Origin of the sequence: Polyangium sorediatum, assembly GCF_029946465.1 — a bacterium.
Lineage (GTDB): Bacteria > Myxococcota_A > Polyangia > Polyangiales > Polyangiaceae > Polyangium > Polyangium fumosum.
Genome location: NZ_JARZHI010000003.1, coordinates 369,916 through 390,687, shown reverse-complemented (window position 1 = coordinate 390,687; position 20,772 = coordinate 369,916). Strand labels below are relative to the sequence as shown.

Below are 20,772 nucleotides of genomic sequence, written 5' to 3'. Positions count from 1 at the left end.
CATGGCGTCGATATCATGGCGAAAGGACGGGGCGGCGCGGGCGCAGATCGAGGGCCTCATCAAGGAGGTCGAGGCGACGTGCTCCGCCGAGATCGTGATCACGGTGCGGCCCCGATCGGGGGCCTACCGCCAGGCCGACTATCTGTTCGGCGTGATCTGCGCGTTCGTCGGCCTCTGCGTGTACATCTATGCGCCGACCGAGTTCACGGATGACCTCGTGCCGCCGGCGCTGCTCCTCCTGTTCCTCGCGGGCGCCGTTTTGTGCGCCAACCTCGCGCCCTTGCGGCGGCTCCTCCTGTCGAAAGCATTGCTGGCGCGCCAGGTGCGCGCGGCCGCGCGGGAGGCGTTTCTGGACCAGGGGATCGCGGGGACCCGGGACCGCACGGGCATTCTCATTTACATTTCGGTCTTCGAGCGCCGCGCCGAGGTCGTCACGGATATCGGCATCCTGCGCCGCGAGAGCGACGGCCAGCCGGGCGAGGCGATCCGCGGGATCGAGCGCGCCGTGGCCGCGGGGTTGCCCATGGAGGGGTTTGCCTCCGCGGTTCGAGGCCTCGGCGCCTGGCTGAAGGAAGCACTCCCGCCGCGCGCGGACGACATCAATGAGCTCAGCGACGAGGTGACGTGACCATGAAACGGCGCAAGCGGCTCCTCGGATCGGTGCTCCTCTCGTTACTCCTTTTGGGATCCAACGATACGGCCTATGCGCGTCCCGGCGGCGGCAGCTCCTTCAAGGGAGGAGGCTCACGCTCGTCCGGCAGCAGCAGCAGCCCGAGCCGTTCGTCGAGCAGCAGCAGCGGGAGCCGTTCGTCGAGCAGCAGCAGCGGGAGCCGGTCCTCCGGTTCGAGCTGGGGAAGCCGGCCGGTCTCGATCGGCGGCACCACCGGGAGCGGATCGAGGAGCTCCGGCGGCGGCACGCCACGCAAGACGGTCTGGGCCTTTCGAGATCAGAGCGGGGCTCTTCGCGCCCGCGAAGCCCCCTCGCCCGGCGCCTCGATTTATGCGGCGCCTGCGCCGCACGCGCCCATTCCGATCGGGCCTGACACCACGTCGACGGCCGAGCGTGTCGCCGGGTTCGTCTTCGGCGCCGGCTTTTTCGCCGTGGGCGCGGGCGTGCTCGCGGCGCCCATGTTCCTCATCGGGCTCTTGCTCCGGAGGCAACGAAAGCGCAACCAGCTCGACGTGGGCTGGTCCTCCGCGGGCCATCTCTCCGCGCCCATGTACGCGCCGTCCGAGCCCGAGGAGAGCCCGGCCGAGGTCCGCCGCAAGATGGAACGGCTGCGCGGCCAGGACCCGGATTTCTCGGTCATCCTGCTCGAAGACTTCATCACCGCGCTCTACGCCGAGGCGCACACGGCCCGCGGCTCGAATGCGCTCGAAAAGTATTCGCCTTATCTTCGCCCGACCGCGCGGACGACCCTCGGCAGCTTGCCGCGCGTCCCGGTCACGACCGTCATCGTCGGCTCGCTCCGGCTCGTGTCGTTCGTGGTCGATACGCGGACCCAGCAGAGCCGGCTCGTCGTGGAGCTCGAGTCGAATTACACCGAGGATCCCCAGGGCGCGCCCCCGACGTCCTTGTACGCGCTGGAGCGCTGGACCTTCGTGCGCGCCTTGGGCGCGCGCTCGCGCTCGCCCGATCGGGTCCGCTCGTTCGTTTGCCCGAACTGCGGCGCGCCGCTCGAACGCACGACGCACGGGCGCTGCACGTATTGCAGCCAGGCCGTGGACTCGGGGCAATTCGACTGGGTCGTCGAGCGGATCGACCTCCTCGCCCGCGAGACACGTGGCCCCATGCTCACGGGCACGACGGAGGAGGAGGGCACGGAGCTGCCCACGGTCTTCGATCCCGGGCTCTCGGCGCAACGTATGGAGATGGCGCGGCGCGACGCGTCCTTCACGGAATCGACGTTTTTCGGGCGCGTGCAATGGATCTTCACCGCCATGCAGCACGCGTGGACGTCGCTCGAATGGAACCGCGCCCGGCCTTGCCTGACGGACCGGCTGTGGAGGGCGCAGAGCTACTGGATCGACGCTTATCGGCAGCAGGGGCTCCGGAACGTGACCGAGAATGCGCGCATCCTGCGGATCGAGCTCGTGCGGATCGCCTCGGATCGGTGGTACGAGGCCGCGACCGTGCGGGTGCATGCGACCGGGCTCGATTATACGATCCGCGTGGGAGACAACGCCGTCGTCGGCGGCCGGCGCAACAAGGAGCGCGCGTACACCGAATACTGGACCCTCGTGCGGAGCGCGACGCAACACGGCCCCACGCGTACCGCGCCGGCCTGCCCGCAGTGCGGCGCGACGCTCACCATGGAGATGGCCGAGCGTTGCGGTTATTGCGGGACGCTCGTCGAGGCGAGCACGTTCGACTGGGTGCTGAGCCGGATCGAGCAAGACGAGGCCTACGCCGGTTGAGCGGACGCGCTCAGCCTTGGTTGCCCTCCATGGGCCGGGGCAGCGACCGATCCCATAGTTCCTCGCGATACGACAGGTCGCCGAGGAGCCGCTCGAAATCGGCGATCGGCATGCTGCACCGGCCGAACTCGTCCTCGATCCGCACGTTCGCGCCTTCGAACCAGCGTTCGTGTGGATCGATGGGATCGTCGTAATGCACGACGCCCTCCTCCCCGTCGACCGAGAGCACCAGGATCTTGTGCTCCGCGTGCCGGATGGGCTCGCCCCCTGTGTTGCCCTGGAAGCTCGTCACGGCGGGGAGCACGATCGTCGCGAAGACCGGCTCCCCTTTGCGCGTCGATTGCTCGACGATCGAGAGCCCGTCGCGCGCGAGGTCGGCCACGCCCTCCGTCGAGATGCCGAGCTTCGCGAGCGCCTTCGCCATCATCGCGTGCTGCGTCGAGAGCGTCTTCCAAGGTTTGCCCGTGACCGCGACGAGGAGACGCTCGAACGCGCCCATTTCGAGCCCGCCCCCGATGCACTCCTCGCCCTTGAAGTGGCAGTCCATGATGTTGTCGTAATCGAGGTCGGGATACGCGAACTCCATGCACGCGGCCTGGAAGATCCGGCTGATGGGATTGCGGCCGCGCTCGCCGGCGCTCGGCAAAAGAATGTCCTCGTCGCAGACGAACTCCTCGCCCGACCGCAGCGTGACCCGTCCGGACGCAGAAATGAGGCCGGCCACGAGGCGCGCGTATTCGGCCGGATCCTTCATGGCGAGATAAATCTCGACGCACGTCGCGGCGCACGTGCCCTTGAGCCCTTGGTTGATGCGCCCCGGGTTCGCGAGGTTCTGGACGAGCTCGCCGAGCGCCCGATTTCGGCCCTCCTCTGCCGCGAAGAAGCTCCAGAGCGGGCGCGTCGCGATGGCCACGAGTGATTCCACGAGGGGATGCCCGAGCGCGTCGATCCGCGCGAGCCGCCCGTCCCCCGAAAGCACACGCAGCGCGTCATCGATCGTCGCGCGCCAGGGTCGCGGAGGCTCCGTCCATCCAGGAATGCGGCTCGGCGGTACCGTCCACTGTTCGATGGTGCCGGCGAGCTCTTCAAAGAGGCTTTCGACCGTGACCGCGCTCATTCGATCCTCCCCCCGGGAATCATGCCCCCGAAGCCTTGCCATTTCTAGACACGAGCAGGCTTTTTGCCATTCTTTGCATGACGCTCTGCGTGGGAAATGGTGGTAGCATCGAACGATGGTGCCTCGCATGCGCGCGTCGTCCCGGTCGGGCCCACCCCGCGGCGTGGTTTCCACACGTCGCGGCACGCCGGACACACATCGGAGTTCGTAACCATGCGTTTTCATTCACCTCTCCGAGCGGCGCAGGGCGTGGAAGGTGCACGGACCATGTCCTCCGCCCGCACCCGTCCCCTCTGGCTCGTCCCGGCCGTCCTGTTTGCCTCCTCGTTTGGCCTCGTTTGCAGCAGCACGCCCTCCGTTCCCACGACCCTGCCCGGACAACCTCCGCCGCCCGTCGTCATCGAGCGGGCCGTGCACAAGGGGGACGAGCCGCTGGTCTTCCCCCCGGCCGTGTCGCGGAAGGATCGCCTGCCGGTGTACGGCGACGAGGTCGACCGCACCTCCACCGACCTCAGCGTCCAGAGCCCGAGCCTCGACGACGACCGAAAATTCTCCTTTCGCGGCACCTCGTTCCGCATCGTCTTCAATCAGCGGGTCGCGCGCCCCGCGCCCGACCCCGCCGCAAAAGGGCCCACGAAGGCCGCAGAGGGCACGATTCGCTTGACGCCGAGCGTGGAGGGCGAGGCGTATTGGCTGAGTGAGACCACGCTCGAATTCGTGGCGAAGCGTCCGTTCGACGCGGAGACCTCGTACGGCGTGGAGCTCGGCGAAGTGAAGACGCCCGCGGGCGCCGGCCTGAAGGAGGCCTGGAAAGCGCAATTCAAGGCGACCCCGGGCGTCACGATTGCCGGCAAGGATCTCGGCTACATCCCTGTCGCCGGCCGCCACCGCGTGATTGCGATGCACCCGAATGACGGCCGGGACGTCGGTGCCCGCGAGACGTTCGCGGTTCTTTATGATCAGCCCATCGATCTCGGCCTTGCGCGGAGCCTCGTCACGTTGACCGACGCGGCGACCGAGAGGCCCATCTCCGTCGTGTTCGATCACCCGAAGACGCCGACGTTCCAGGGGATCAAGGTCGATCCGAAGTTCGTCGTGCTCGTCCGCCCCGTCACGCCCGTCGCGGCCGGCACGAAGCTGGTCCTTCACGCGAAGCCGCGGTTCCTGGAAAAATTACACCAGGCGCAGGAGATCGACGTGACCGTCGCCGAGGCGCTCGCCTTTCTGGAGGTGACGTGTGAATGGTACTGGGACGACGACGGGCGGCAGCGGTCGTGCACGTTCCAGGACGGGAAGCTCTACACGGCGGGGCGCGAGATTCGCGTTTCGTTCAATCAGGCGATCGCGACCCCGGACGAGAAACTCGCGGCCCGCGTGCGCGTGAGCCCGGCCGTGCGGAACATGACCGTGCGGAACGAGCGCTGGGACAATGAAATCGTGATCCGCGGCGAGTTCGAGCCTTCGAAGTCGTACGAGGTCTCGATCGACGGCCTCGTCGACGATCACGGCAGCCGCCTCGGAAAACCCGTCTCCTTCCGCACGGAGATGGCCCCGATGCCCGCGAGCGTGACGATGGCGGACGGCATGTTGTGGCTCGATCCCGAGACGACGCGCCATTTCGCCGTGACCTCGCGCAACGTCGCCAAAGCCTCGCTCCTCGCCTGGCCCGTCGCGTCCACGGATCGCGCCGCGCAGGAGGCCGCACTCCGGCGCGTGCGCACGCGGGAGCTGCCCCCCGAGGCCGCGCCCGTGCGGATTCCGATCCCCATCAAGGCTGAACGAAACAAGCTCGTCACGACGCAGCTCGACCTCTCGAAGCACCTCTCGGCGGGGCAAAGTTACGTCACGTCGATCGCGGCCGACGAGATTGCCTTCAACGCGAAGCTCGCGAAGTTTCCGCGGGGGAGCGAGGCGGGCAAGCCCCTCGTCGCGCTGATTCGGCCCGGCGACGAGCGCTCGCTCGCCGTGCATACCCGCGCGACGCCGAATGCGACGATCGTGCAGGTCTCGCGGCTCGCGGGCGGCGCGCCGGTGCAGGGCGCGCTCGTGCGCCTCTCGGGCGACGAGAATTCGGCCGGCGTGACCACGGATGCCTCGGGCATCGCGCTTCTGCCTTTCGACCTGCGCACGACGGAGCGGCCGTTCCTCGACGTGCGCGCGCAGGACGCGGATTTCATTCTGCCGCTCGACGGCGATGGCATCACGGAGCGGCAAATCTTTCCCGACCTCGCCTCGGGCGAGGGCGCGCCCTCGTCGTTCGGCCGGGCGTTCGTCCTGACGGACCGCGGCATTTATCGGCCCGGATCGAGCGTGTTCGTCAAGGCAACCGTCCGGAAGCCCGACGGGGCCGCGCTCGCGCCCATTGCAGGCGCGTCCCTGCGATTGCACGTCGTGGGCCCGACGGGCGACGACGTCTTCCAGCAGACGCTCACGACGAACGACATGGGCAGCCTCTCCACGACGATCACGATTCCGGCCGACGCCAAGATCGGCCGTCACCAGATTCTCCTGGAGCAGCCGGAAAAGGAGGGCGAGCCGCTCGCGCAGACGATCGTGCAGGTCGCCGAATTCGAGCCGCCTCGGTTCGTGGTCGACGTCGATGCCGCCGCGGACGCCAAGAATACGATGCGGGCCGAGGTGCGGGCGCGGTATTTGTTTGGCGCGCCGATGGACGGCGCGATCGCCTCGTGGACGGTGCGGCGGGAGGGCGCGCCTTTCCCGGAGGGGCCTTTGACCTCGGCGGGGCTCTCGTTCCGGCGCGCGCCTCGTTGGTACGACGACGAGGAGCAGCCGTGGTCGCGCGCGGGCGAGGGGTCGCTCTCGGCCGATGGAAAGCTTGCGGTCGTGCAGGCGCTCGAAATTGCGTCCGCGCTTGGGCCGCAGAAATTCGTGATCGAGGCGGACGTGACCGACGCCTCGCACCGCCACGTCGCAGGCAGGGGGAGCGTCGTGGTTCATCCTGCCAAACGATATGCCGGGATGAAGCTCCCGCAGACGTGGTATGGGGTGGGCGACGACGTGCCCGTCGAGCTCGGCGTGATCGACCCCGAGGGGCGGCCCGTCGAGGGCGCGACCGTGACGGCGAAGCTCGAGCGGGTCGAGTGGCAATACGCGAGGCGGCGCGGCGCGGGCGGGTCGCTCGAATGGGACTGGACGTCGAAGAAGATCGAGGCCGGTCGCTGCACGGTGACGAGCGGAAAGCAGCCGGTGACGTGCAAGGTGAACATCGGCCGCTCGGGCAGCTACGAGATCACGGCCGAAGTGGACGGCCGGACCGGCGGCGCCATGGGGCTGTGGGCTTATGGAAGCGAGGGCGAGGCGCTGCCGGCGGCCCCGGAGCGGCCCCACGCGCTGGATCTATCGGCTGACAAATCGAAGTATGCGCCGGGCGAGACGGCGAAGATCCTCGTGCGCAATCCGTTCCCCGAGGCGACACTCGTGACGACGATCGAGCAGGGCGATCTGCTCGAAAAACGCGCGATGCGGGTCAAGGCGGGCGCGACGGTGATCGACGTGCCGCTCCGGGCCGAGCACGCGCCGTACGTGCACGCGACGGCGACGCTCCTGCCGATCGGCGCGAAGGGCCGCGCGGCCACCGATTACAAGATCGGCGCGGTGCGGCTGCCCGTGTCGATGGCGGGCGCGCGGCTCGAGGTCGCGGCGCGAAGCGACAAACCTTTTTATCGGCCCGGGGACGAGGCCGAGATTGACATCGAGGTCACGGACGGCGGCAAACCCGAGGGCGACGCGGAGGTCGCGCTCGCGGTCGTCGACGAGGGCGTCCTTCGATTGACAGATTTTCACCCGATCGATCCCGCGGCGGCGCTGCGGCCGGGCCGGGGCCTCTCGTTCCGCGTGCGTGATTCGCGCAGCGACCTCGGCGAGCTCTTCGAGCGCAGCCACGTGCCCGGCGACGGCGGCGGCGCGGCGCTCTCGACGATCACCGAGGCGCGGAAGAAATTCGTGGAGACCGCGCTCTTCAAGCCCGACGTGCGCCCGGACGCGCAGGGCAAAGCGAAGGTGCGGTTCAAGCTCCCGGATAACCTCACGGAGTTCCGGATCATGGCGGTCGCGCTCGATCGCGAGGGCAAAGGGGCGAAGTCGGAGGCGAGCTTCCTCGTGAAGAAGCCGGTGATGCTCGTGCCCGTCGTGCCGCGGTTCGCGCGGGTGGGGGATCGATTCGAGGCGGCGACGATGCTGCACAACGAGACGGCGGCCGCGCTCGGCGCGACGGTGCGGCTCGGGGCGCGCTCGCAAACGGTGAACGTGCCGGCGGGCAGCAAGGCGCGCGTGGGATTCTCGCTCGAACCGGCGGCAGCGGGCGCGCTCCCGCTCCTGTTTTCGGCCGAGGACGAGGCGGGAAAGAAGCTCGACGAGGTGGAGGCGAAGCTCGTCGTGGACGAGCCCGGCATCGACGAGCGCCCGCGGCTCGGCGGAGCGTTTGTCCGAAAGGAAGAGGTGCTCCTCGATGTGCCGGCCGGCGTGATCGAGCGGGGCGGGTTTCTCACCGTGAAGGTGGGGGAACATCTCTGGCCCGAGCTCGGCGCGCGGCTCGAATGGCTGCTCGGGTATCCGCACGGGTGCGTGGAGCAGACGACGTCGAGCACGCTGCCGCTGATCGCGGCACGCACGATCCTGCCGCGCATCGGCGTCACGCGGCTCTCGGAGGGCGAGCTGCAAAAGCGGATCGCTGCGGGCCTGCAGCGGCTCGCGACCATGCGCACGGATTCGGGCGGCCTCGCCTACTGGCCGGGCGGCGACGAGCCGAATGTGTATGGCACGGCCTATGCGATCCGGGCCGTCATCCTGGCGAAGAAGGCCGGAATCAATCCGCCCGCGGGGCTCTTCGAAGGCATGCAGCGGTTCCTCGCAGATCGAATGCTCGACGAGGACACGGCGCCCGAGGTCTCGGCCGCGATTGCGGAGAGCCTCGCCGACGCGGGGGCGCTCGAGCGGAGCGCGGCGGACGCGCTCTTCGATCGGAAGAACGATCAGAGCGTGTTCGGGCTCGGCAGCCTCGCGCTCGCGCTCGCCTCGCTCCCGGAGCAAGAGGATCGCGTGAAGACGTTGCTCGACATGATCGAAGCGAGCTTCGACGAGCGGGGCGCGCTCTCCAACACGAAGCGGATGAACGATTTTTACTATTATGGTTCGCCCGCGCGCTCGCGGGCGCAAGCGGCCATCGCGCTCGCGCGGCTGCGTCGCTCGTCGACGATCTTGCCGCTGCTCCTGCGTGAGATCGCGGCCGACATGGATGACTACACGACGCAGGCGACGGCGTATTCGTTGCTTGCGTTGGGCCAGCACCTCGAAGCGAGCACGGACGACGGCGCGATCGTCCGCGTGAAGCTCGACGGCGAGAGCCTCGCGCCCACGGCGGACCTCGGGTTCGGTAGCAAGGAGTTCGCCATTCCGCTGAGCCGCGTGCGGGGCAAGAAGATGAAGCTCGTGCTGGAGGCCGAGGGGGATCGTTCGGTCGGGTATGCAATGACGTCGGCCTGGCAGCGGGCCATCGCGGCCGCGGATTCGCCGGCCGGGACGCGCGGCGAGAATGGGCCGTCAATCTATCGCGTGATCAGCGATCCGCGCGGCGGGGCCGTGGATCTCTCGAAGGTCAAGGCAGGGGATCTCCTGCGTGTCGCGCTGTATGCGCGTCTGCCGGAGGTGGGCGACGAGCGGCGCGGATATGTCGCGCTCACCGATCGCCTGCCGGCGGGCTTCGAGCCGGTGCAGCCGGATCTCGCCACGGTGGCGAGCGCGCCGGGGATCGACGCGCATCATCCGTTTTATTCCGCGCTCCGCTGGAGCTCGTCCGAGGCGAGCCACATCGAGATGCGCGACGATCGGGTGAACGTGTATTTCGACAAGGTGTGGGGCGATTCGGTTGCCGCGACGTACCTGGTGCGGGCGACGACGCCGGGCGTGTTCGCATTGCCCGCCGCGGCCGGCGAGCTCATGTACGAGCCGGACAGCGTGGGGTACAGCGACGCGGGGCAGGTGACGATCCAATGAAACGTCTTCCCTCGAAGAAGGCCCTGCGGCGGATGGGCATTGCGGCCGGCGTGGTCGCCAGCATCGTGCTCGCGGTGGTGGCGGTCTCGCAGCACGTGCGCGCTGCGGCGGGGGAGCCGTCGGCGCGCCTCGCGGACCACTGGCACGAGGGGCATCGTATCGTCGATCGCGAGGGGCGCTTGCTCCGCGAGATCGGCTCCGAGGCCGAGCAGCGCGGCCGGCCCGTCGCGCTCGATCAAATGGGGGATCGGATCGTGCTCGCGACGCTCGTCAGCGAGGACAAACGGTTCTTCGAGCACGACGGCGTCGACGGTCGGGCGATCGCGAGGGCGATCGGGCAGAATTTGAAGGGGCGGCGTATCGTGTCCGGGGCGAGCACGATCACGCAACAGCTCGTGAAATTGCTCGACGCCGAGGGAAAATCGGCGCCGCGGACGGTCGAACGCAAGGTCACGGAGGCCGCGCGGGCGCAGAACCTCGAAGAGGCCGTGGACAAACGGACGATCCTCGAAGCGTACATGAATCGCCTCGGGTATGGTCATGGGCTCACGGGGCCGGAGGCGGCGGCGCTTGGATATTTCGGGGTTTCGGCGAAGGATTTGAGCTGGGCGCAGGCCGCGTGGCTCGCGGTCTTGCCGCGCGCGCCGTCGTTCCTCGATTCGTATGATCACCCGGAGCGGGTGCGCCTGCGGCAGCGGGCCTTGCTCGATGATCTGCGCGAGGAGGGCGTGATGACCGAGGCCGATCACGCGCGCGCTGTGGACGAGCCCATGCATGTGCGAAGGAGCCAGCGGCCGTTTTACGCGCCACACTTCGTGGACGCGGTCGTGCGTGAGGTGTCGCGGCCCGGCGAGCGGGGGCATGGGGTCACGAAGACGACGCTCGACCTCGTTTTGCAGGAGGATGCCGAGGGGCTCTTGCGCACGCACCTTGCGGCGCTCGCGTCGCTCGGGGCGAAGAATGCGGCGGTGATCGTGGTCGATAACGAGCACGGGGAGGTGCTCGCCTGGGTCGGGAGTGGTTCGTACTGGGACGCTTCGATCGCGGGGCAGGTGGACATGGTGCGGGCCCGTCGGCAGCCGGGGTCGACGCTGAAGCCGTTCGTGTATGCGCTCGCGTTCGCGGACGGGCATTCGGCGGCCGAGCCGCTGGCGGACGTGCCGACGCGATTCTCGGAGCAGGGCGGCACGTACGCGCCGGGCAATTTCGACGGGACGTTCGAGGGGCCCATCAGCGCGCGCGAGGCGCTCGCGGGGAGCTTGAACGTGCCCGCGGTGCGGCTTGCAGCCGAGGTGGGCGAAGGGCGGCTGCTCGAATCGCTCCAGAGCCTCGGGTTCGTGAGCCTCGATCGGGAGGCGCGGCATTATGGTTTGTCGCTCGCGCTCGGGACGGGCGAGGTGACGCTGCGCGAGCTCGCCGGCGCGTACGTGGCGCTCGCGCGCGGTGGAGAGCGGACGCCCCTTCGTATCGTGGCGGGCGAGGAGGCGGCGGGGGAGCCTTCGCGCGTGATGGATGCGGCGGTGGCGTCGCTCGTGACGGAGTCGCTCTCGGATCCGCTGGCGCGCGTGCGGGGCTTGCACGGGCGCGGGCCGTTTGATCTCGGGTTTCCGGTGGCCGTGAAGACGGGGACGAGCTCGGGGCACCGCGATACGTGGTGTGTCGGGTATACCCACGAGCGGACGGTCGCGGTGTGGATCGGCAATGCCGACGGGGCGCCGACGCAAAAGCTCACCGGCGCGAGCGGCGCGGGGCCGCTCTTCGCGGACGTAATGCGGCGGGCCATGGAGAACGTGCCTTCCCGTGCGCCGTTATGGGACGAGGCGCACCTCGAATCCGTCGAGGTTTGTCCCCTCACGGGCAAGCTCGCCGGGCCGGCCTGCGTGGATCATGCGTCGCGGCATTTCATTCGCGGAAAGACGCCGAAGGAGCCGTGTGATTGGCACGTGCGCGCGAGCACGCGGGAGGGCGCACGGGGAGGCGAGGCGCCGTTTGCGTGCGATTCGCAGGGGAGCCGGTCGATCGTGGTGTTGCCGGAGGCGTACGAAGGGTTTCTCGCGGCGCTGCCGCTCGGCGCGCCGGGGCGTGATCCTTTGGGTTTGCCCTGGCTCGCGCGATCGAGCGTGCCCGGCTGTGGCGACGTGACGCACGTGGAGCAGGCGCTGCGAATCGACGGGCCCGCGGCGGGCAGCGTGTTCGTGTACGGGGAGGAGGGCGATGCGCAGGTAATCGTGCTCTCCGCGTCGGCGGTGGGCGGTCCCGTGGAGCGGCGCGTCAGCGAGGTCGAGTTCGTGGTGGATGGAGAGGTCGTGGGGCGATCGCGCTGGCCGTTCCGGACGCGGTATCACGCGGCGCGGGGGGATCACGAGCTCGTGGTGCGGCCCGCTGATCCGCGCCTCGCCGTGCGTACGGCGAAAACGAGCTTCAGCGTGCGTTAGGCCAATACGACGTTTGACAGGTCGGGGGAAGCGGCCCTAGCATGCGTGGCGGAGGGGGGCCGGTCGCCGGCTCTCGCGGACCTCGGGATGATCACACGCATCGAGATCGACGGATTCAAGTCGCTGCGCGCGTTCTCGCTCGATCTCGAGCCGCTCACCGCGATCGTCGGGCCGAACGGGGCAGGGAAGTCGAATCTGTTCGACGCGCTCGCGTTGCTCGCGAAGGTGGCGGAGACGAACCTCGTCACCGCGTTCAAGGGTGGACGCGGACGTATTCGGGATCAGTTTGCGCGCACGCCCGAAGGCGTGGAGCGCTCGATGCGTTTTGCCGCGGAGCTGCTGCTCTTGCCCGGGTCGTCGCGTCACGACCTCGTGCAGTCGCGCGTGCGGTACGAGGTGGAGATCGAGCGGACGCTGGAGCGCGGCGGGCTCGACGGCCTCGTGATCACGCGCGAGCGGCTCCTGCCGCTCAAGCGCGGCGCGGACACGTGGATCGATCATCACCCGCATTGGGGGCCGCTCGCGCGATACGGGACGCCGGAGCTCGGCGTCGAGCTCGAAGGCGCCCCGGGGCCGGAGCGGATCGTGCGGATCGCGCCGGGCGACGGCGGGCCGTCGTTATCGGTGGATATCGGGCGGGATCGCAGCTTGCTTTCGCTTCCCTATGCGCTCGTGACGCCGCTCGTCGAGGCGACGAGCCGCGAGCTCCGGGCCTTTCGGCTGCTGCACATCGAGCCGCACCGGCTCACGCAGCCGAGCGATCGAGCGGCCGGGACGTTGCTGGCGGAGGATGGATCGAACCTGCCGACCGTGCTCGCCGCGCTCGGTCCCGAGACACGCGCGCTGATTCGAAAGGACATGGAGACGCTGCTGCCCGGGTTTCGTGGCTTCGAGGTGACGCCCTTCGAGGACGAGCTCCGGCTGGAGGCCGATTTCATGGATACGAAGCGGCTGCCGGCGCGGCTGCTCTCGGACGGGATGCTCCGGCTGCTCGCGCTCTTCACGTTGCTCCGATCGGCGCGGCGAGGCGCGATCGCCGCGATCGAGGAGCCCGAGAACGGCGTGTATCCCGGGAGGCTGCGGGCGCTCGTGGATTCGCTGCTTTCGGCGACGTCGCCGACGCTCGGGGAAGCGACGGCCGTGCCGCAGGTGCTCTTGTCGACGCATTCGACGGCGATCATCGCGGCGCTGCGCGGGCTGCCCAGGGCGATCGTGTTCGCGGATCTCGTGCGCGGGCGTGACGGGCTGCGCTCGACGCGGATGCGGCACGTGGTATCGGAGGGCGAGAACGAGAGCGGCGCGGTCCCGAGCGTCTCCTCGGGAGAGATGATGCGGTTGCTCGAATCCTCCCGGCCCTGGGACGACTGAGGTATCCTGCGGACCACGCCGAGCTCGATCGAGGTCGAGGGTGTGCGCACGAAAGGGACCAGGATGGGCGAAGCAGCGTGTTTCAGGTCGGGTTCGGTGGAGGATCGGATTCCGACCGAGTTCCGTTACTGGGACAACATGAAGGACGCTCGCATGCAGAAGCGTCGGAAGCAGCTCCGGAGGCTGGTCGGCTTCGATCCGGTGCTGCCCGACGAGCTCGTGCGGACGTTCGCGCATTGCTATTACGACGCGGATCCCGTGGCCGAGGCGTTCGTCGAGGACGTCTACCTCGCGCGGGGGCAAGGGGCCGGGCGCGCGCTCGTGGATCGGGCCCTCGAATCGGGCGTGGCGTCGATCGAGGATGCGCCGGCGTCGCTGCGGGCGCTTTTCGCGGAGGTGGAGACGCCGCCGCAATGGCTCGATTGGGACAAGGTCGAGCTCGGCGCGCGGGTTTGGCGGCGGCACGGGACGCACATGTTCAGCTTCGCGGGCGCGGTGACGCTCGACGCGTACCAGGAGTGCTCGGTCGTGAAGCCGCTCGCGTTCACCGGCGCTTATACCGGGGAATCGGCGCAACGGCGATTTCTGGAGACGGCCGCGTTCTGGATCGACGTGTCGGAGCCGGGGGCCCTCCGGCCGGGCGGGCAGGGGAGAAAGACGGCGCTGCGCGTCCGGTTGATGCACGTGTTCGTGCGGAAGCGGCTCCTTCGTCATCCGGCGTGGGACCTCGATGCCTGGGGCGTGCCGATCAGCCAGGGGGACGCGCTGATCACGCTCATGGCCGGCAGCGTGGGCGCGCTCGCGCTGAAGAAGCTCGGGTATCGCACGAGCCGCGAGGAGATCGAGGCGCTGATGCATTTCTGGCGGTACGTGGGCCATTTGATGGGCGTGCAGCCCCGATGGTATCCGCCGACGTACGAGGACGGCGTGCGCCTGATGTTCACCGCGCTCTCGAAGGGAGCGAAGAAGGCGGGGGAGGACGGCGTGGATCTGGCGCGCTCGTACGTGCAATCGTACGCGCCGCGCGAGGGGGATTCGCCGCTCGTGGCCTTGCGCAAGCGGCTCGAATACCACCTCGAGCTCGGGTATACGAAGTTTTTCTTGTCCCCGCAGTCGTTCCGCGCCTTTGGATTGCCGGATCCAGGGATCTGGAAGCTTCACCCGTTCGCGCAGTTCCCGGTCGTCTTCGCGCTGGAGACCGTGCGGAGGCACGTGGACGTGGTCGACGAATGGGCGGACGTGCTCGCGCGGTGGCGCGCACGGCAATGGCTCGACACGCACCTCGGGCCGCGGCGCGCGGAGTACAAGGCGGTCGAGTCGTTCACGCGTTGAGGCGGCCGGGGCGGCGACGCCCCGCCTGTCCGAAAGCGTGGCCGAGCGCGGCGCTCAGCGTGGCGAACGTGGAGAGGTTCGCCACGTCGATCCCGAGCGAGACAATGATCGAGGCCACCTGGGGCGAAATCCCGGAGACGAGGCAATGGCTGCCGAGCATCGTGGCGGCGCGGACCATGCGCATGAGGTGCTCCAGCGTGGCCGCGTCAACGTCTTCGAGGCCCGTCAAATCGAGGACGGTGACGCGGACGCGGCTGCGGGTGATTTCGGTGAGGAGCGCGTCCGTCATGGCCGAGGCGCGGGCCTCGTCGACGGCCCCGAGCACGGGCATCGCCAGGACCCCGTCCCACACGTGCAAGAGCGGGCTCTTGAGCTGCCGGAGGGTGCGCTCGTTGCGTTCGAGCGCGAGGGATTGCTCGACGTGGTCGGTGGTGTCGAAGATGTAGCCGAAGTAATGGGTGATCTGGCCGCTCGCCGGGTCGCGCCGGATGACGGTATAATCGGCGATCCAGATCGTCCGGCCGTCGCGGCGCTTCAGGCGGTAGGGTTCGTGGGCAAACCAATCGGCGCCGCTCGCGCTGTACGTGCTGACCTCCTCGCCCACGCGCGCGAGGTCCTCCGGGTACACGAGGTCGGAGTATTTCAGCTTGTCCAGGAGGTAATCCTCGGTCGGGTACCCCGTCAGTTCGGCCACGTTCGGAGAGACGTACTCGACGGGCCAGCCCTCCGTGGCGCGCCAGCGGAAGACGACGACCGGGCCTATGGAGAAGAGGAGGCGCTCCTCCAGGCGTGTGCTCAGGCTGCCGATGGCGTGATTGAGGTTCCGTTCGATGTCGCCGAGCGGACCATCGTCGATATCTTCAAGGAAGTCGGGCAGCTCCTCGTTCGCGAGGCGTGCCAGGGACGTGGAGATTCGACGCAGTCTCTCGGCTTGATCCATGGGGGGTCCTTCGGCTTCGAGCACCCCCCCGAGGCTTCTCCCCCTGAATGAAAACAACTTCAGTTTACCCAGGCGTGCTTCCGTCGACAAGGGTTTACGTGCGTCGCGCACGCACGCGAATTCGGATGATGATGGAATTCGCACGCGACGGTGAGGCGCTATGCGGATTTTGCGCTGTGCGCTCTTCTACGGGCCGGCGCGGCGGAGATTTCTGTGCCGGAGGGCGTGGCCGAGCGCGGCGCTCAGTGTGGCAAACGTGTGTAATTTCGTGACGTCCACGCCGAGCGACACGATGGCCGCTGCGACCCGGGACGAAATGCCCGAGATGAGGCACCGGCTCCCGAGGAGCTCGGCGGCGCGGACCATTTGAACGATGTGCTCGAGCGTGGCCGCGTCGACGTCGTCGAGGCCCGTCAAGTCGATGACGCTGACCTTGATTGCGCCGTGCGTGATCGACTGGAGCAAGGTCTCGGTCATGTGCGCGGCGCGGGCCTCGTCGAGGGCGCCGATCACGGGCATCGCCAGGACGCCGTCCCATACCTGCAGGACAGGGCTCGCGAGCCTCCGGAGGGCCGATTCGTTTTGCTGGAGGCGGATGGATTGCTCGATGTGATCGGTGCTGTCGAAGATGTAGCCGAAATAATGGGTGACCTCCCGCGTCCACGGGTCGCGCTGGATGACCGCGGTATCGGAGACCCAGATCGTCCGGCCGTCGCGCTTGCGGATGCGATAGGGCGATTGGGTGAACCATTCGACGCGGCTCGCCTCGAAGGACCGGAGCTCTTCGGTGATGCGCTGGACGTCCTCGGGGACGATGAGGTCGGACAGGGTGCGCGAGAAGGAGAGGAATTCCTCGGCGGGATATCCGGTCAAATCAAGGACGTTTGGCGAGACGTACTCGACCGGCCAGCCGGGCTCGGCGCGCCAGCGAAAGACGACGACAGGGCCGACGCGGAAGATCAGGCGCTCTTCGAGGCGCGCAGAGAGGCTCGTGACGGCGCGATTGACCTCACGTTCGATGTCGCCGAGCGGTCCGTCTTCGATGACCTCGATGAGCGGGGGGACCTCTTCGTCCACGAGGCGCGCCAGCGTGTCGGTGATGCGGCGCATGCGTGCGGCGTGATCCATCGCGACGCACCTCAGGCGAGCTTCGATTCGAGCATGCCCACGAGCATCGACGCGTGGTTCCGGAGCGGATCCGGCAAGGCGCCGCTCGTATCGCACTCGGCGAGCAGCGCCTCGGCGGTCTCGCGGCCGGTCCGCGCCTCCGCGGAGACGGGCTCGAGCGCGCGCGTGATCGCGACGAGGGAGCGGAGCGTGGCGGCGTCGTCGCGTCCGCTCCGCAGGAATGGAAGGGGCTTCGCGGGCCGCGCGCAGGTCTCGCGGACGAATCGTTCGAGCCAGCGGGCCGTCGCGAGCATCTTGGGCCAGTCGAGCTTTTCGGGGGTGTCGGTCGGCATGTGGTAATGGCGCGACCGGCCAGCGGTGAGGAACAAGAAGGGGACGCTGCGCTGCCAGAAGGCGAGGTAATCGGAGAGGGGCGGGATGATCTCGGCGTCGGCGCGGCGGATGCGGACGCCGGGCTCGATCGACGCGATGGAGTCGACGTGCGCCGCGGTGCCCTCGCTGCGCTCGGCGCCGAGGGCGAAGAGGGATTGGCCGACCTCGTCGGGGACGCCCGCGGGGCCGAAGGTGTGGCCGACGAGGTCCATGGCGATCATCATGTCGATGCGGTCGAGCGGGACGGTGGGGTGTTTCGCGAAAAACATCGAGCCCATCGTATTTTGCGTAAAATGCGGGGCCTCTTCGCCGTCGAACGCGGCGAGGAGGACGCCGCGGCCGGCGGGGCGTTTCGCGGCGAGGGCGTGGCCGACTTCGAGGAGGATGCCGACGGCCGCGGCGTTGTCGTCGGCGCCCCAGTAGACCTGCCCCGCGAGCTCGCCGAGGTGGTCGAAATGGGCGCCGACGAGCACGTATCGCTCGACGTCGCCGGGGAGGACCGCGATGACGTTTGCGCCGCGCAAGCCCGGGACGGGCTGCTCGTACGGGTCGAGGCCGGCCGTCCGCAGCGCGGATACGACGGCCGCCCGCGCGGCGTCTCCGCCTTTCGTGCCTGGTTTGCGGCCGGCGCATGCCGGAGAACAGAGCTCTGCGACGAGCTTTCGCATCTCCGTCGTCATGGATGAACCTTATCATGATCATGGCACGTGAACCGGGTAAGATGCGTGCTCTCGCGGGACCCTGGACGAGGGGCCGCGGCCTGAGCGTTCCTCGGCGCCGCGGGGAAGGCAGGGGCCACGCGGTCCGGGAGAGACGAGGACGATGCGTTTTTCATGGGGCTATCCGATCGCAGTCGCAGCGGCATTCGTTGCATGCAAAGGGGGCGGCGAGAAGCCCGGGGGGCCTACGCCGAGCCCGGCGGAGACGACGAGCGCGGGGGCCTCGAGCGCAGCCGAGGCGCCGGCGGCGCCCAAAGAAAAGCCGAAGGCCGTGGCGCGGGAGGGCAGCACGATCGCGCGTTCGCCCTCGGAGGACGCGTTGTACGTGGCCGACGAGGATCGGGGCGTGGTGCACGTGATCACGATGCCGGTGGACGTGGAGAAGCCGGCGCGGACCGTGAAGGTGCCCGGGCAGCCGGCCCAGGTGCTCGCGCTCGCGGATCGGGTGCTCGTGACGATTCGGAGCGAAGGGGCGATTGCGCCGGGCACCGATAGGAAGCCGGAGGAGCGCGAGGCGAGCGCGGCGCCGGCGCCCACGGCCTCGGCGAGCGCGGCGCCGGCGGTGACGAAAGCAAAGGGGCCCGAGAAATACGAGAAGCCGAAGACGGTGCCGTCGGCGACGGGGCCGGGGCTTTTGCTCGTGATGCGGCCGGACGCTGAAAAGGGGCTCGTGGTCGAGTCGCGGGTCGAATTGCCCGAGGACGCGTGGGGCGTGGCCGTGACGCCCGACGAATCGACGGCGCTCGTGACGAGCGCCTGGACGCACAAGGTGTCGGGCGTGGAGATCGCAACGGGGAAGGTGCGGTTTTCCGTGGACGTGGGGCGCGAGCCACGCGCGGTGGTGGTGCATCCGAGCGGGAAAGCAGCGTACGTGACGCACCTCGTGGGCACGGATCTCACGCGGATCGACGGGATCGACGGGGAGGCGGCGTCGGCGCGGCGGATCAAGCTGCCGGCGTCGCCGTTGCGAACGGAGGTGGGGGCGAAATCGAATGCGTCACTCGCGTATTCGGCGGTGCTGTCGCCGGACGGGAAGAAGCTTTACGTGCCGCGGCACGCGCTCGGCGGATTGGGGCCGCAGGTCTGGATGGGGGTGTCGGCGGTCGACGTGCTTCTGACGAAGGACGACACGCCGCTCGCGCCGACGCGCCTCGCCGGGCCGAAGATGACGACGCCGCAAGCGACGGGGTTGGCCACGGATCCGGAGACGGGCGGCGCGGGGCCGCGTTCCACGCCAAACCCGTTCGTGCAGCCGCGCGCCGTGGTGTACCGGAAGAGCACGGATACGCTGCTCGTGGCCTCGGAGGGGACGGACGATCTCCTGGAGTTTTACGCGGGGCCGATCGATCCGTCGCTGTTCGTGGCGGCGAGGCACGAGCTGCGGAAGGATCCGGATCCGAAATACAAGGTGGCGACCGGGTGCGGCGCGCCGAGCGGGATCGCGCTCGCCGCGAACGAGCGATCGGCGTACGTGTTTTGCCGGGCGACGCATTCGATGGAGGTCGTGTTCTTCGACGCGAGGAGGAATCAGTTGATGCGGCTCGGGGAGGAGCCGCTGCCCGCGGAGGCGGCGCTCGGCCGACAGCTTTATTACAATGGTTCGGACGAGGTGATGAGCGGCGGAATGGGCTGCGCGGGCTGCCATCCGGACGGGCGCGACGATGGGCACGTCTGGCACGAGGCCGCGGCCGTCGGGCAACATCCGAACTTCTTCGCGGGCGCGGCGAACATCCCCGGCTGGGGGGCGGAGAAGGGGACGAACGGGGGTTTTGCGCGCCAAACACCGATGCTCGCGGGGCGGGTGGTGTACGAGGGGCCGTATGGCTGGCACGCGGAGAGCCCGCACCTCACGCACCGGTTGACGAATGGGTTTTTGCTGCACCGGTGGGGCGATCTGCCGTACGGGCACGATCGAAAGGAGCTGACCGAGCGGGCGATGGCGCTGCGGGCGTTCTTGCGGCTCGGGCTCGTGCCGCCGCCGCGCAAGGCGCGGGAGCTCTCGGAGGAGGAGAAGAAGGGGCAGGAGGTGTTCCTGCGCGTCGAGACGAAATGCGCGGGCTGCCACGTGCCTGAGATGGATTATAGTGATCGCGCGCCGTACCCCATCTATTCGAAGCTGCCGCCGCCGGAGGGCTTTGATCCGGATACGGAGCTCGGGTTCAAGACGCCGTCGCTGCGGTTCGTCGGGGGGACGGCGCCTTATGCACACGACGGGCGTTTCTCGACGCTGGAAGAGCTGATCGAGCAGAACGACGATCGCATGGGGAACACGAACCTGCTCACCAAGCCGGAGCGCGCGGCGCTCGTGGCGTTCCTGAGGACGTTATGAAGACGAAGAAGGGCACGATCGGGTTCGTGGCGCTCGCATTCGCAGGAGGCGCGCTCTTCGCGGGCTGGGCGAGCGCAGAGGACGCGCCGCCGGAGGTGCCGTTCGGGAGCGTCGCGGCCCTGGAGGACGCGGGCGCAGACGACGCGGACGACAGCGGGGACGCGGAGGTAGGGCCGGTCGCGCCGCCGAAGCAGACGCTCGCGATTTCAGCGGACAAGTCGCCGCGGCCGAAGGACAGCGACTGGGACGTGCTGGGCGTGGAGAGGTCCTTTTCGCCGGGGTCGTCGGCGAATGGCTGCCGGCTCCAGAATATCCGGGAATGGGTGCGGATCCGGTGCGGCGGGTCGACGGCGCAGATCGCGATGCTGGGCGGTCATCACGAGGAGGTGTCGATCAAGCTTGATCCCGTGGGGACCGACGAGTTCGTCCCGTTCCCCGAGGGCGGCGAGATCGTGTTCCCGGTGCGGACCGGCGATCGGCGGGTGTTCGAATGGCTCGGCGTGGAGTTCGGCTACAAGGGGATGACGTCGGCGTCGACGTTCCTCATCATCTCGGAGTCGTGGATGCCGTGGGACGAGGGGCCGACGATTTACGCGCACTGA

The 20,772-nt window shown here is 68.7% G+C and carries 12 protein-coding genes; 8 read left to right on the top strand and 4 right to left on the bottom strand.

Annotation, left to right across the window (positions count from 1 at the left end; all coding sequences use genetic code 11):
* The first annotated feature begins 1 nt into the window (after position 1).
* Both QHF89_RS05725 and QHF89_RS05720 read left to right on the top strand, forming a co-directional pair.
* Entirely contained in the window at positions 2-628 is a 627-nt protein-coding gene (locus QHF89_RS05725) for a TPM domain-containing protein (protein WP_136967133.1), read from the top strand.
* Positions 629-630: 2 nt separating this feature from the next.
* Positions 631-2,418, top strand: coding sequence for a TIM44-like domain-containing protein (locus QHF89_RS05720; protein WP_136967134.1), 1,788 nt, complete (start codon positions 631-633; stop codon positions 2,416-2,418).
* Positions 2,419-2,428: 10 nt separating this feature from the next.
* Here the strand turns inward: QHF89_RS05720 and QHF89_RS05715 are convergent, their stop codons facing one another.
* A complete protein-coding gene (locus QHF89_RS05715; protein WP_136967135.1) occupies positions 2,429-3,535 on the bottom strand; it encodes a hypothetical protein in 1,107 nt (368 codons plus the stop codon).
* Between the two features lie 267 nt (positions 3,536-3,802).
* On the opposite strand from QHF89_RS05715, the gene QHF89_RS05710 reads away from it, so the two are divergent.
* The 4 genes from QHF89_RS05710 (at position 3,803) to QHF89_RS05695 (ending at position 14,682) form a co-directional block, all read left to right on the top strand.
* Entirely contained in the window at positions 3,803-9,547 is a 5,745-nt protein-coding gene (locus QHF89_RS05710) for an alpha-2-macroglobulin family protein (RefSeq protein ID WP_284720117.1), read from the top strand.
* Positions 9,544-11,982 carry a penicillin-binding protein 1C gene (gene pbpC / locus QHF89_RS05705; RefSeq protein WP_136967137.1) on the top strand — a complete coding sequence of 813 codons (2,439 nt, stop codon included), beginning with the start codon at positions 9,544-9,546 and terminating at the stop codon, positions 11,980-11,982. The genes QHF89_RS05710 and pbpC overlap by 4 nt, the downstream gene beginning before the upstream one ends.
* 87 nt (positions 11,983-12,069) lie before the next feature.
* The gene (locus QHF89_RS05700; RefSeq protein WP_136928571.1) at positions 12,070-13,350 is read left to right on the top strand and encodes an AAA family ATPase; all 1,281 of its coding nucleotides are present in this window, start codon (positions 12,070-12,072) and stop codon (positions 13,348-13,350) included.
* 153 nt (positions 13,351-13,503) lie between these two features.
* The gene (locus tag QHF89_RS05695; RefSeq protein WP_284720116.1) at positions 13,504-14,682 is read left to right on the top strand and encodes an oxygenase MpaB family protein; all 1,179 of its coding nucleotides are present in this window, start codon (positions 13,504-13,506) and stop codon (positions 14,680-14,682) included.
* Here QHF89_RS05695 and QHF89_RS05690 read toward each other — a convergent pair.
* From QHF89_RS05690 to QHF89_RS05680, 3 genes are all read right to left on the bottom strand, one after another.
* Entirely contained in the window at positions 14,672-15,622 is a 951-nt protein-coding gene (locus QHF89_RS05690) for an STAS domain-containing protein (RefSeq protein ID WP_136967139.1), read from the bottom strand. The genes QHF89_RS05695 and QHF89_RS05690 overlap by 11 nt on opposite strands.
* 186 nt (positions 15,623-15,808) lie before the next feature.
* Positions 15,809-16,750, bottom strand: a complete 942-nt coding sequence (locus QHF89_RS05685; protein ID WP_136967140.1) for an STAS domain-containing protein — start codon at positions 16,748-16,750, stop codon at positions 15,809-15,811.
* Positions 16,751-16,761: 11 nt separating this feature from the next.
* Positions 16,762-17,802 (bottom strand): M28 family metallopeptidase, encoded by a 1,041-nt coding sequence (locus tag QHF89_RS05680; protein WP_136967141.1) that lies wholly within the window; start codon positions 17,800-17,802, stop codon positions 16,762-16,764.
* Positions 17,803-17,944: 142 nt separating this feature from the next.
* Here QHF89_RS05680 and QHF89_RS05675 point away from each other — a divergent pair, with 142 nt between their 5' ends.
* Positions 17,945-20,170 carry a hypothetical protein gene (locus QHF89_RS05675; protein ID WP_136967142.1) on the top strand — a complete coding sequence of 742 codons (2,226 nt, stop codon included), beginning with the start codon at positions 17,945-17,947 and terminating at the stop codon, positions 20,168-20,170.
* Entirely contained in the window at positions 20,167-20,772 is a 606-nt protein-coding gene (locus tag QHF89_RS05670; protein WP_136967143.1) for a hypothetical protein, read from the top strand. The genes QHF89_RS05675 and QHF89_RS05670 overlap by 4 nt, the downstream gene beginning before the upstream one ends.